The sequence below is a fragment of the Mycobacterium terramassiliense genome (genome assembly GCF_900157385.1).
GTDB lineage: Bacteria > Actinomycetota > Actinomycetes > Mycobacteriales > Mycobacteriaceae > Mycobacterium > Mycobacterium terramassiliense.
In genome coordinates, this window is record NZ_LT717698.1 from 292,603 (window position 1) to 306,759 (window position 14,157).

A 14,157-nucleotide genomic window follows, 5' to 3' on the forward strand; every position below is an offset into this window, starting at 1 on the left:
GGGTCAGGGCCCGACTTCTTCGTCCAGGATGGCGAACAGCTGGCTTTCGGTCGCCGTGCTGAGGTCGTCGTCGAAAAGCTCAAGGGGGTCCAGCTCCGGCTCCGCGGCGCTCAGGGTGGCGAGCAGCGAATGGATCCGGGCCGTCAGCCGGGCCTTGTCGTCGGCGCTCCAGCCCGGCTGGTCGACCAGCGCCTGCAGTTCGCGCGCGACGTCGTTGAAGCGGGCCATGCGGTCGGGTGGGTCGTTCGTGGGCGTCGTGGCCAGTTGGGCGTCGAGGTGCTCGGCGAGCGCGGCCGGCGTGGGGTAGTCGAAGATCAGCGTGGGTGACAGGGTGAGCCCGGTCGCCGTCTTGAGGCGGTTGCGCAGCTCGACGGCGGTCAGCGAGTCGAACCCGAGCTCCTGGAAGGCGCGCTCGGCGTCGACGTCCGCGGTGGCATGGCCGAGCACGGTGGCGGCGTTGCCGCACACCAGATCGACGAGCTCGCGGTGCCGCTGCTCCGCGGTGAGCCCGTGCAGGCGCGTCCGCAGGCCGGACACCGAGGCCGCCGTCGTGGCGGCGTCGGCGATGACGCGCCGCGAGCGGCGGGTGGCCACCCCGCGCAGCATCGGCGGCACCATCGCGCCGTCGCCCCCCAGCACCGCCGTGTCCAGCCGCGCCGCCACCAACAGCGGGCGGTCGGCCAGCAGCGCATCGTCCAAGAGCTGCAACGCCTGGTGGCTGGACATGGGCGCCAACCCGGCCCGGCTCATGCGGGCGCGATCCTTGTCACCGAGATGTCGCGTCATCGTGCTGGCCTCTTCCCACAGACCCCACGCCACCGACAGCCCGGCCAGCCCCTGCGCGCGCCGGTAGGACGCGAGCCCGTCCAGGAAGCTGTTGGCCGCCGCGTAGTTGCCCTGGCCCGGCGCGCCCAGGATCCCGGCCATCGACGAAAACATCACGAACGCCGACAGATTCATGTGTTTGGTGACCTCGTGCAGATGCCAGGCCCCGTCGACCTTGGCCCGCAGGACCGTGTCCATCCGGTCGGGGGTCAACGACGCGATCAGGCCGTCGTCCAGGACGCCCGCGGCGTGGAAGACGCCCCGCAGCGGATAGCGCGCCGGCACCCGCATCAGCAATCCCGCCACCGCCTCGGGGTCGCCGACGTCACAGGCCACCACCGACACCGTCGCGCCGGCGTCGCGCAGCTCGGCCGCCAGTTCCGCGGCGCCGTCGGCCCGCTCGCCGCCGCGGCTGACCAACATCACGTGGGGCACCCGATACTTCGCGACCAGGTGGCGGGCCAGCGCCGAGCCCGCCATGCCGGTCCCGCCGGTGATCAACGCCGTGCCCGAGGCCAGTCCGCCCGGGCCGTCGGGCAGGGTGAGCACCACCTTGCCGGTGTGGCGGGCCTGGCTCACGAACCGGTACGCCTCGGTGGCGTGGCGGATGTCAAACGCCTTGACCGGCAACGGCGTCAACGTGCCGTCGGCGAACAGGCTCATCAACGTGCCCAGCATCGCCGCGATGCGGTCCGGTCCGGCCTCCATCAGGTCGAACGCCCGATACCGCACACCCGGGTATTGGTCGGCGATGGACCCCGGGTCGCGCAGGTCGGTCTTGCCCATCTCGATGAAGCGCCCGCCGGGGGCCAACAACCGCAACGACGCGTCGGTGAACTCCCCGGCCAGCGAGTTGAGCACCACCTGGAAGCCCTGGGCGCCCGCCACCGCACGAAACTTGTCCTCGAACTCCAAGGTCCGCGAATCGCCGATGTGGGCGTCGTCAAAGCCCATGGCGCGCAACGTGTCCCACTTGCCGCGGCTGGCGGTGGCGAAAACCTCCGCGCCCCAATGCCGCGCCAGCTGCACCGCGGCCATCCCCACCCCGCCGGTGGCGGCGTGCACCAGCACCCGCTCACCGGCCCGCAGCCCGGCCAGATCCGACAACCCGTACAGCGCCGTCAAGAACACCACCGGCACGCCCGCCGCCTCGACCAGCGACCACCCCGCCGGCACCCGCACCACCAGCCGCTCGTCCACCACCGCCTCGGAGCCCGTCAGCCCGATGATTCCCGTCACGGGGTCGCCGACGGCCAACCCGGTCACGCCCGGACCGACCTCGGTGATGACCCCGGCGCCCTCGGCCCCCAACTCGGCGGCGCCGGGATACATGCCCAACGCCACCAACACATCCCGGAAATTCACCCCGACCGCGGCCACCGCCACCCGCACCTGCCCGGCCGCCAGGTCGGCCCGCGGGCAGGGCTGCGCCACCAGGTCCTCGAGCGTGCCGGCGTCGCCCGCGGCCAGGCGCCACTCCCCCGGCGGCAGCGTCAGGATCGAAACCTCTGCCGGCGCCAACCGGGCCGCATACGCCTCGCCGGCGCGCACGACCACTTGCGGTTCCCCGGCCGCGATCACGGCGTCGACGTCGATGGACCCGTCGGAATCCAGCAGCACCACCCGGCCCGGGTGCTCGGCCTGCGCCGACCGGACCAACCCCCACACCGCCGCAGCGGCCGGATCCGTGACCGCCTCGCCGTCGAACGCCACCGCCCCGCGGGTCTGCACGACGAGCACGCCCGGACCGTCACCGGCCAGCCAGGACTGCAGCACGCCCAGCGCCTCGTGCGTGGCCCCGTACACCAAGCCCGGCAGCCCGGCGCCATCCCGCGACCCGGGCTCCCACACCACCGCGGCCTCGGCAATGCCGTTGGCCGGCAACGACACCGGCGACCAGGTCGGCTGGAAAAGCCCCGCCCCACCGGGACGGGCCGCGCCCGCCGAAAGCTGCTCGGGCGACACCGGGCGAAGGACCAGCTCCCGCACCGACAAGACGGGCAGGCCGGTGAAATCGGCCAGCTCCAGCGACACCGCGCCCGCGCCGACCGGGCTCAGCCGCACCCGGGCCCGCGACGCGCCGGCCGCATGCAGGCACGCGCCCTGCCAGGAGAACGGCAGGACCGCCTGGGCCTGCGCGTCGTCCATCCCCAGCGCATGCAGGGCGGCGTCCAACAGGACGGGGTGTATCCCGTACCCCGCGACCGTCACACCGGCGGACTGGGGGACGGCGACCTCGGCGAAGATCTCCTCCCCCCGCCGCCACATCGCCTGCAGACCCCGGAACGCGGGGCCATAGTCGTAGCCCAGCTCGGCCAGCCGCTCGTAGCCACCGGCCACGTCCACCGCCGTCGCGCCCGCGGGCGGCCATACCGACAGGTCGGCGGCGGGCTCGGTCGAGCCCGCGCTCAGCTCGCCCTCGGCGTGCAGTACCCAGTCCGAATCCGGTTGAACGCCCGACGAATACACGGCCACCGCCCGCCGGCCGGCCTCCCCGGCGGCGCCCACCACCACCTGCACGCGCACCGTGCCGGGCGCCGGCAGGATCAGCGGAGCCGACAGGGTCAACTCCTCGACCACCGAGCAGCCGACCTCATCGCCGGCGCGCAATACCAGTTCGACGAACCCGGCGCCGGGAAACAGCACCATCCCGGCCACCGCGTGATCGGCCAGCCACGGCTGGGCGGCGGTCGACAACCGGCCCGTCAGCACCACCCCGCCCGAATCGGGCCGCTCCACCACCGCACCCAACAGCCCGTGCCCGGCCCCCACCAAGCCCGATGTGCTCACGTCGCCGGAACCCACGAGTTCGGCCGGCAGCCAATACCGCCGTCGCTGAAAGGCGTACGTGGGCAACGCAACTCGCCGCGCGGCCAGGCCGTCATACACCGCCGCCCAGTCGATGGGCGCGCCCGTGACGTAGAGGCCCGCGGCGGCGAGCAGCACGGAATCGATCTCGGGGCGGTCTTTGGCCATCGTCACCACCGAGGCCGCGGGTTCGGCGGCAAGCGACTGCGGCAGCGATGCCGTCAGCGCCGCGCCGGGTCCCACCTCCACGAAGACCCTCGCGCCCAGCGATTCGGCCAACCGCACCCCGTCGACAAAGCGCACCGGTTGGCGCACGTGCTCCAGCCAGTACGCCGCCGACCCATACCCCGGGCCCGCCAACTGCCCGGTCACGTTGGACACCAAGCCAATCCGTGGCTCACCGACCGAGATACCGTCCAGCACCGCGGCGAAGTCGTCGATCATCGGATCCATCAGTGCCGAATGGAACGCGTGCGAGACCGCCAGCCGGTGCACCCGCCGGCCCAGCTTCGTCAGCCGGTCCACCACCGCGTCGACCGCGGCCCGCTCACCCGAAACCACCACCGCTTCGGGGCCGTTCACCGCCGCGATGCTCACACCCTCGGTCAGCACGGGTGCGACCTCGGCCTCGGTGGCCGCGACGGCGACCATCGTCCCGCCCGCGGGCAACCGCGCCATCAACCGGCCCCGCGCCGACACCACGCAGGCCGCGTCGGCCAGCGACAGCACCCCGGCCACGTGCGCCGCGGCCAGCTCCCCCACCGAGTGGCCCATCACCACGTCGGGCAGCACTCCCCAGGACCGCCACAGCGCCGCCAGCGCGACCTCGATGGCGAACAGCGCCGGCTGCGCAAACTCCGTGTTCTCCAACAACTCCGGGTCGCCACCCCAGATCACCTTCCGCAACGGCAATCGCAGGTGGCCGTCCAACGCCTCGGCGGCCTCGTCGAAGGCCCGCGCGAATTCCGGGAACCGCCCATACAGCGCCGCGCCCATGCCCAACCGCTGCGAACCCTGGCCGGGGAACATGAAGACGGTCTTGCCCATCGACCGGGTGCTACCCACCACCGCCGCCGCACCGGGATTCCCGGACGCCAGGCCGGCCAATCCGTCCAGCAGGGCCGCGCGGTCGCTGCCGACCAGCACGGCCCGATGCTCGAAGGCCGACCGGGTGGTGGCCAGCGACCAGCCGACATCGACGAGGTCCGCACCCGGCTCGGCCTGCACGTGCGCCGCGAGCCGGGCCGCCTGACCGGCGAGCGCCCGTTCAGAACGGGCGGAGACCACCCACGGCACAACCGGATTGGCGCCGTCGCGGCGCGGCTCGGCGCTTTCCGGCTCGGCGCTTTCCGGCGCGCCGGACGGCTCGGTGGGCGGTTCCTCGATGATGACGTGCGCGTTGGTCCCGCTGATCCCGAACGACGAGACCCCCGCCCGCCGCGGCCCGTCCGCCGGCTCGGCCGTCCAGGGCCGCGGCTCGGTCAGCACCGACACGGCCCCGGCGGACCAATCCACGTGCGGCGTGGGCACATCGACGTGCAACGTCTGGGGCATCAGCTCATGGCGCATCGCCTGGACCATCTTGATCACCCCGGCCACCCCGGCGGCGGCCGACGTGTGACCGATGTTGGACTTGATCGACCCCAACCACAACGGCCGGTCCGCGGGCCGATCCTGCCCGTAGGTCGCCAAAAGCGCCTGGGCCTCAATCGGATCGCCCAACACCGTCCCGGTGCCGTGACCCTCGACCACGTCGACGTCGGCCGTCGTCAGCCCGGCGTCGGCCAGCGCCGCCCGGATCACCCGCTGCTGGGACGGCCCGTTGGGGGCGGTCAGGCCGTTGGAGGCGCCGTCCTGGTTCACCGCGGACCCGCGCAGCAGCGCAAGCACCGGATGCCCCAGCCGCCGCGCGTCGGACAACCGCTCCAACACCAGCACGCCCGCGCCCTCCGACCAGGAGGTGCCGTCGGCGGCGCCCGCGTAGACCTTGCAGCGGCCGTCGGGGGCCAGCGCCCGTTGCCTGCTGAACTCGACGAAGGCGGCGGCCGTGGCCATGACCGTCACGCCGCCGGCCAGCGCGAGATCACATTCGCCGGTACGCAACGAGTGCGCCGCCAGGTGCATGGCCACCAGCGACGACGAGCACGCCGTATCCACCGACAACGCGGGGCCTTCCAAACCCAGCACGTAGGACACCCGGCCCGACGCCACGCTCAGCGTGGATCCGGTGAGCCCGTACCCCTCCAGCTCGCCCTTGACCTCGCCGCCGTAGCCGGCGTGAATGACCCCGGCGAACACCCCCGTCGCTGAGCCGCGCAGCGCCAGCGGGTCAATCCCGGCCCGTTCCAACGCTTCCCACGACACCTCGAGCATGAGCCGCTGCTGCGGGTCCATCGCCAGCGCCTCGCTGGGCCCGACGCCGAAGAATCCGGCATCGAAGTCGCCGGCGTTCTGCAGGAAGCTGCCCCGGCGCGTGTACATCTTGCCCTGGGCGTCGGGGTCCGGGTCGTACAGCGCGTCGATCTCCCAGCCACGATCGGTGGGAAAATCCGATACCGCGTCGCGGCCCTCGGCCACCAGCCGCCACAGGGCCTCCGGCGAGTCCACCCCGCCGGCGTAGCGGCACGCCATGCCGACCACGGCCACCGGCTCGGACAGCTGCCCTTCGAGCTCGGCCACCCGTCGCCGGGCCCGCCTGAGGTCTGCGGTCAGGCGCTTGAGGTAGTCGACGTGCTTTTCGGTGCTCGGCGTGGTCATTGCTGGGTCATTCCTGGGGGGTTCCTGGCTCATTCGCGGCCGAGTTCTTCGTCGAGGATCGCGAAGAGTTGGCTTTCGTCTGCGGCATCGAGGTCCTGATCGAGCTCGTCGAGGTGGTCGGGGTCGGGCCGGTCGGCGGGGGCCGCGGTGCCGAGCAGGTTTTGGATGCGAGCGCTCAGCCGCGCCTTGTCGTCCGGCTTGCAGTCGGGTGAGTCCAGCAGCGCCTGCAATTCGCGGACGATGTCCTCGAAGCGGGACATCAGGGCGGGCCCGTCGGCGGTGGCGGTCAGTTCGGTGCCGAGGTGAGCGGCCAGGATCGCGGGTGTGGGGTAGTCGAAGATCAGGGTGGGCGAAAGCGTCAGTCCGGCAGCGGTTTTGAGGCGGTTGCGCAGCTCGACGGCGGTCAGCGAGTCGAAGCCGAGGTCCTGGAAGGCGCGGTCGGCGGCGATGTCGCTGCCGCTGGGCAGCCCCAGCACGGTCGCGGCGTTGCCGCAGACCAGGTCGACCAACTCGCGCTGGCGCGCCTCGGGGCTCAGCCCGTGCAGGCGCGCCTTGAGGCCGGTCGTCGACGCGGTGTGGCCGGGGTCGGTCACGACGCGGCGGGTGGGGCGGGCGGCCAGCTCCCGCAACAACGGGGGTAGCCCGGCGGCGTTGTCGGACAGGGCGGTTCGGTCCACGCGGACCGCCACCACCACGGGGTGGTCGACGAGCATGGCGGTGTCGAACGATTCCAGCGCCTGCTCGGTCGACAGGGCCGCCAGCCCGATGCGGCTCATCCGGGCCTTATCGCGATCGCCCAGGTGTGCGGTCATCGCCGAGGCCTGTTCCCACAGCCCCCAGGCCAGCGATACACCCGGCAGTCCGTGCGCGCGCCGGTGCGCGATGAGGCCGTCGAGGAAAGTGTTGGCCGCGGCGTAATTGGCCTGACCCGGGGTGCCCACGATCCCGGCCATCGACGAGAACACCACGAACGCGGCCAGGTCGCGATCGCGGGTCGCCTCATGCAGGTTCCAGGCCCCGTCGACCTTGGCCCGCAACACCGCATCGACCCGCTCGGCGGTCATCGAGGAGATCAGCCCGTCGTCGAGCACCCCGGCGGCGTGGATGACCGCGCGCAACGGGTAGTCCGCGGGGAGGTGGGCGAGCATCCCCGCCACGGCGTCGCGGTCGGCCACGTCGCAGGCCACCACCGACACCCGGGCCCCCGCGCCTTCCAATCGGCCCACCAGCTCGGGCACCCCGGCGGCGTCCGCGCCGGCGCGGCTGACCAGCACCACGTGGGCCACCCCGTAGCGCTCGACGAGGTGGCCGGCCAGCGCCGAACCCGCCATGCCGGTGCCGCCCGTGATCACGACGCTGCCCCCGGCCAGCCCACCACCGGATCCGCTGAGGGCCCCGCCGGGCCCGTCGGGGATCGTGAGGGCGACCTTGCCGATGTGGCGGGCCGCGCTGACGAACCGATACGCCGCCGAGGCGCACCGGACGTCAAAGGTCTTGAGCGGCAGCGGGCGTATCGCACCGTCGCGCATCAGGCGCATCACCTCGGCCAGCATCGCCGCGGTGCGCTCGGGTCCGGCCTCCATCAGGTCGAACGCCCGATACCGCACACCCGGGTGTTGGTCGGCGACGACCGCCGGGTCCCGCGGGTCGGTCTTGCCCATCTCGATGAAGCGCCCCCCGGGGGCCAACAACCGCAACGACGCGTCGGTGAACTCCCCGGCCAGCGAGTTGAGCACCACCTGGAAGCCCTGGGCGCCCGCCACCGCACGAAACTTGTCCTCGAACTCCAAGGTCCGCGAATCGCCGATGTGGGCGTCGTCAAAGCCCATGGCGCGCAACGTGTCCCACTTGCCGCGGCTGGCGGTGGCGAAAACCTCCGCGCCCCAATGCCGCGCCAGCTGCACCGCGGCCATCCCCACCCCGCCGGTGGCGGCGTGCACCAGCACCCGCTCACCGGCCTGCAGCCCGGCCAGATCCGACAACCCGTACAGCGCCGTCAAGAACACCACCGGCACACCGGCGGCCTCGACCAGCGACCACCCCGCCGGCACCCGCACCACCACACGCTCGTCCACGACGGCCTCGGAACCGACCACGCCCAGCAAGCCCATCACGGGGTCGCCGACGGCCAACCCGGTCACGCCCGGACCGACCTCGGTGATGACCCCGGCGCCCTCGGCCCCCAACTGGCCGCCGCCGGGATACATGCCCAACGCCACCAACACATCCCGAAAGTTCACCCCGACCGCGGCCACCGCCACCCGCACCTGCCCGGCGGCGAGTTCCGCCCGCGGGAGCGGCCCCAGCACCAGGTCCTCCAGCGTGCCCGCGCTTCCGGCGTCCAACCGCCATCCCCGCGGCGGCAGCGCGAGCACCGACTCCGCGGCGACCGGAGCCAGGCGCGCCGCATGGACGACACCGGCGCGAATCACCAATTGCGGCTCGCCGCAAGCGATCGCCGCCGCCACGTCCACCGAGCCGTCGGAATCCACCAGCACCACCCGGCCGGGGTGCTCGGACTGGGCCGAGCGCACCAACCCCCATACCGCCGCGCCGGCCAGGTCCGAAACGTCTTCGCCGGCAAGCGCGACGGCCCCACGGGTGAGCACCGTCAACACCCCGGACCCTTCCCCGGCCAGCCAGGACTGCAGCACGCCCAGCACCTCGGTGGCGGCCGCGTGCACCGAGCCGACCACGTCCGGGCCGGCGCCGGCCAGCTCCCAGATCGCGACGCCGTCGTCAATCCCGGTGCCGGTCAGGACGATCGGGGACCACGCCACCTCCAGCAACCCCTCGGCCGGCGCCGCGGCCGCGGACAACTGCCGGTGCGAAACCGGCCGCATCACCAACGACCGCACCGACAGCACCGGCAGCCCCGTCGCGTCGGCAAGCTCGAGCGACACCGCGCCCGCGCCGGCCGCAGCGATGCGAACCCGCGCCCGCGCGGCGCCGGCGGCATGCAGCGACACGCCCTGCCAGGAAAACGGCAGCACCGTCTGCGCCTGTTCGTCCGCCAGCCCGAGCGCGTGCAACGCCGCGTCCAACAGCACCGGGTGCATCCCGAAGCCGCCGGCTTGGGCGCCCGCGTCCTGCGGCACCTCGACCTCGGCGAAGATCTCGTCCCCCCGCCGCCACATCGCCCGCAGCCCCGTAAAGGCCGGACCGTACCGGTAGCCCCGCTGGGCCAGCCGCTCATAGGCGCCGGCGACGTCCACCGGCGTGGCACCGACGGGCGGCCACACCGACAGGTCGGAATCCGGTGTCAGGGGCCGTTCGCTCAGCAGGCCCTGGGCGTGCAGGACCCAATCCGAACCCGATTGGGCGCCACGGGAGTACACCGACACCTCCCGGTGCCCGGAGTCGTCGACGCCGCCGACGACCACCTGTATCTGCACGGCACCGGTCCCGGGCAACACCAGCGGGGCCGAGAGTGTCAGCTCTTCGATGGCCCCGCACCCGACCTCGTCGCCGGCCCGGATCGCCAACTCGACGAATCCCGCCCCCGGGAACAACACCGTGTCTCCCACCGCGTGCCCGGCCAGCCACGGCTGGGTGGCCACCGACAACCGGCCCGTCAGGACCACCCCGCCCGCGTCGGGCCGCTCCACCACCGCGCGCAGGAAACCGTGCTCGGCACTCAGCACGCCCAGGCTGGCGGCGTCGCCCGAACCCATCGCTGCGTCCGGGAGCCAGAACCGCCGCCGCACAAACCCGTACGTCGGCAGGTCCACGCGCTGCCCACCGGCGAGCGCCGGGCGCCAGTCCACGCGCGCACCGGCCACCTGCGCGTGGGCAACCGACAGCCAAAACCTTTGCAGGGAACCGTCGTCGCGGCCGAGGGACGGAATGACGATCGCGTCGCCGGCCTGGTCCGCCAGCGTCTGTTCGATGCCGGCGATCAACACCGGATGCGGGCTCGATTCGATGAAGACGCGATAGCCGGCGTCGGCCGCGCTGCGCACCGCTCGCTCGAATTGCACCGTCTGCCGGATGCTTCGGTACCAGTAGTCGGCGTCCAGCCCGGCGGTGTCCATCACGTCACCGGTCGCGGTGGAGAAGAAGGCGACCGAGCAAGGCCGCGGCGCGATGCCGACCAGCGCCTCGAGGAGCGGTTCGCGGATGACGTCGACCTGGGCGGAGTGGGACGCGTAGTCGACGTCGATCGTGCGGGCGCGAATCTCCTCGGCCTCGCACCGTCGCACCAGCTCCGCCAGGGCGTCCACGTCCCCCGACACGGCCACCGACGAAACACCGTTGACGGCAGCGATATTCAGCCGATCGCCCCACGCGGCCACCAACTCGCCGGCCCGCGCAGCCCCGCACGCGAGCGAGACCATGCCGCCGGCGCCCGACAGGCCCACCAGCAGCCGGCTGCGCAGCGCCACCCCCCGGGCGGCGTCCTCCAGCGACAGCGCGCCCGCCACATAGGCCGCCGCGATCTCACCCTGCGAATGCCCGATCACCGCGTCGGGAGCCACGCCCATCGAGCGCCACAGCTCGGCCAGTGACACCATGACCGCCCACAGCACCGGCTGCACCACGTCGACCCGATCGAGCCCTGGGGCCCCCGGCGCGCCGCGGATGACGTCGAGCAATGACCACTCCACGTGCTCGGCGAGCGCTTTGTCGCACCGGCGCAGCTGGTCGGCGAATACCGTTGAACTGCCCAGCAACTCGGCCCCCATGCCGACCCACTGCGAGCCCTGGCCCGGGAACACGAACACGGTCTTGCCCACCGGCCGCGCCCGCCCCGTCACCACGCCGGCGCCCGGCTCGCCGGCGGCCAGGCTCGCCAACCCCGCCACCAACTGGTCGCGACCGGCCCCCACGACGACCGCGCGATGCTCGAACAGCGATCGGGTCGAGACCAGCGACCAGCCCACGTCGACCGCGCTGAGGGCGGGATGGGTGTCCACATGCGCGAGCAGCCGGGCGGCCTGGTTCGCCAACGCGTCGGCCGACCGCGCCGACAGCACCCACGGCGCCGCCGCGTCATCGCCGGCCGCCCCGGGGGTTTCCACCTCCGGCGGTGCCTGTTCCACGATGACGTGTGCGTTGGTGCCGCTGATCCCGAACGCCGACACGCCCGCGCGACGCGGCCGGCCTGGTGCCGGCCAGGGCCGCGGCTCCGTCAACAGCGACACCGCCCCGGCCGACCAGTCGACGTGCGGCGTCGGCGCATCGACGTGCAACGTCTTGGGCATCAACCCATGCCGCATCGCCTGCACCAGCTTGATCACCCCGGCGGCGCCCGCCGCGGCCGAGGTGTGTCCCACGTTCGATTTGATCGACCCGAGCCACAGCGGCCGATCCACCGGCCGCTCCTGCCCGTAGGTCGCCAGAAGCGCTTGTGCCTCAATGGGATCCCCCAGGGTGGTTCCGGTGCCGTGGCCCTCCACCAGATCCACCTCGGCCGCGCTGAGCCGCGCGTTGGCCAGCGCCGCCCGGATCACCCGTTGCTGCGACGGCCCGTTGGGGGTCGCCAGCCCATTGGAGGCGCCGTCCTGATTCACCGCGGATCCCCGCAGCACGGCCAGCACCGGATGCCCCCATCGCCGGGCGTCGGCCAACCGCTCCAGCGCCAGCACACCGGCGCCTTCGGAGAACCCGGTGCCATCGGCGGCGCCCGCGTACGCCTTGCATCGGCCGTCGGCGGATAGCGCTCGCTGCCTGCTGAATTCGATGAACATCGCCGGAGTGGCCATCACCGTCACGCCGCCGGCCAGCGCCAGATCACACTCGCCGGACCGCAGCGACTGCGCCGCCAGGTGCAGCGCCACCAACGACGACGAGCACGCCGTGTCCACCGACACCGCCGGGCCCTCCAGCCCCAGCGCGTACGCCACCCGGCCCGAGGCCACGCTCAGGGTGGATCCCCGCAGCCCATACCGTTCCAGGTCGCCGGGAACCCGGCCCTGGCCGCCATACGAGCCGTGGAACACCCCGGCGAAGACGCCCGTCGGCGAGCCCCGCAACGCGAGCGGATCAATCCCGGCCCGCTCCAACGCCTCCCACGACACCTCCAACAACAGCCGCTGCTGCGGATCCATCGCCAGCGCCTCGCTGGGCGCGATCCCGAAGAACGCGGCGTCGAAATCCGCCACGTCGGCCAGGAACCCGCCGCAGCGCGTGTACGACTTGCCCACCGCATCGGGATCCGGATCGAACAAATCGGTCAGATCCCAGCCCCGGTCGGCGGGAAACTCCGACACCACGTCGCGGCCCTCGGCCACCATCTGCCACAGGCCCTCGGGCGAATCCACCCCGCCCGGGTAGCGGCAGGCCATGCCCACGACCGCCACCGGCTCGGTGGGCCCTTCGGCGATCAGGGCGAGATACTCGCGGTTCTCCCGCTTCAGCCGCTCGTTTTCCTTCAGTGATTGTCGGAGCGCCGCGACGAGCTCATCGTGGGTGCTGGTCATGCCACCCGGCCTCTCGTGTCACTCATCCGAACGGGGGTACGGCGGCGCCACGCCGACGGCCGCGCCGGGGTCATCCCCCCGGCCGGCACGGCTTGCGCCTCTCCTGAACCCCCGAACAGACCCCCGACCACACTTTCGCCGCCCCACTGTCAGCACCTCGAACAACGCCCCAACAGACCCCACGGGCAGAGCTTTACCGTACGACGAAAAGTTCACGAACACGCCGAATCAGTGCCACCGAAGTAGCACGAGTTCAGAACAGAATCCCGGACCCATCGCCAGCATCAGGCCCGGGCTGCCGCTGGGCGGCTTTTTGGCGATGGTGTCACGCAGCACGTGCAGCACCGACGCCGACGAGAGGTTGCCGATCTCGCCGAGCGAGCGCCAGGTCAGCTCGAGCGCCTGCGGCGGCAGGTCGAGGCTCGCGTTGATCGCCTCGATGACCTTGGGACCGCCGGGGTGGCTCACGAAGGCGCCGATGTCCGGGGTGCTCAGGCCGTGCGCACCCAGAAACCCGCCGACGTCCTCGGCGATGTACTGCTCGACCACGGCGGCGACGTCCTTGGACAACACCAGCTCGAACCCGGCGCCGCCGACGTCATATCCCATCGTGCGCAGCGAGTCCGGGTAGAGGTGGCTGCGCGAGTCGATGATGTCCGGGCCGCCCGCGGCGATCTGCCCGGCGCGCCGCTCACCGACGGCCACCACCGCCCCGGCGCCGTCGGCGAACAGCGCGCTGCCGACCAGGCCGGCCAGCGACGGCTTGTAGCCGGGGTAGGTCATCGAGCACAGCTCGACCGAGACCAGGGCCGCGACGCCGTCCGCGTCACCCCGCAGGTAATCGTGCAGGCGCGCCGGGCAGATCGCGACGCCGTCCGCGTCACCCCGCAGGTAATCGTGCAGGCGCGCCACCCCGGCCGCCCCCGCCACGCAGCCCAGGCCGAACAGCGGCACCCGCCGCACGTCGTCGCGCAGCCCGAGCCGCCCGGCGATCCGGGCGTCCAGCGACGGGACGGCGATCCCGGTGACGGTCGTCGTGATGAGGACATCGAGGTCCTGGGGCCGCAGCCCCGCGTCGCCCAGGGCACCCGAGAGGGCCTCACAACCGAGGTCCACGGCCTTGTCGATGAAGATCCGGTTCGCGCGGCCGAAGTCGGTCAGCGCGGGATACTGCTCCAGCGGCAGGACCAGGTGGCGGGCGTTGACCTTGGCGCTGGCGTGCAGCTGGCGGACGATGTCCTCGTAGTCCTCGAAACCGGGAATGCGGAGGAAGAAGTCGGTGAGCTCTCGCTGGGAATAGCGGTGCGGCGGCAGCGCACCGAAGACTCCGGCGATGACGCTCATT

At 72.6% G+C, this 14,157-nt stretch carries 3 protein-coding genes; all 3 read right to left on the reverse strand.

The window, feature by feature from the left end; all coding sequences use genetic code 11:
- Positions 1–3: 3 nt before the first annotated feature.
- Positions 4–6,390 carry a type I polyketide synthase gene (locus MTAB308_RS03505; protein WP_108637177.1) on the reverse strand — a complete coding sequence of 2,129 codons (6,387 nt, stop codon included), beginning with the start codon at positions 6,388–6,390 and terminating at the stop codon, positions 4–6.
- Between the two features lie 29 nt (positions 6,391–6,419).
- Positions 6,420–12,812: a type I polyketide synthase gene (locus tag MTAB308_RS03510; protein WP_077097914.1), complete on the reverse strand. Its 6,393-nt coding sequence runs from the start codon at positions 12,810–12,812 to the stop codon at positions 6,420–6,422.
- 228 nt (positions 12,813–13,040) lie between these two features.
- Positions 13,041–14,156 carry a type III polyketide synthase gene (locus MTAB308_RS03515; protein WP_077097916.1) on the reverse strand — a complete coding sequence of 372 codons (1,116 nt, stop codon included), beginning with the start codon at positions 14,154–14,156 and terminating at the stop codon, positions 13,041–13,043.
- Position 14,157 lies beyond the last annotated feature (1 nt).

What these genes read in the sequence shown, in the direction of transcription:
- MTAB308_RS03505 (WP_108637177.1), bottom strand. Translation starts at nt 6,390, where the DNA reads ATGACCACGCCGAGCACCGAAAAGCACGTCGACTACCTCAAGCGCCTG.
- MTAB308_RS03510 (WP_077097914.1), bottom strand. Translation starts at nt 12,812, where the DNA reads ATGACCAGCACCCACGATGAGCTCGTCGCGGCGCTCCGACAATCACTG.
- MTAB308_RS03515 (WP_077097916.1), bottom strand. Translation starts at nt 14,156, where the DNA reads ATGAGCGTCATCGCCGGAGTCTTCGGTGCGCTGCCGCCGCACCGCTAT.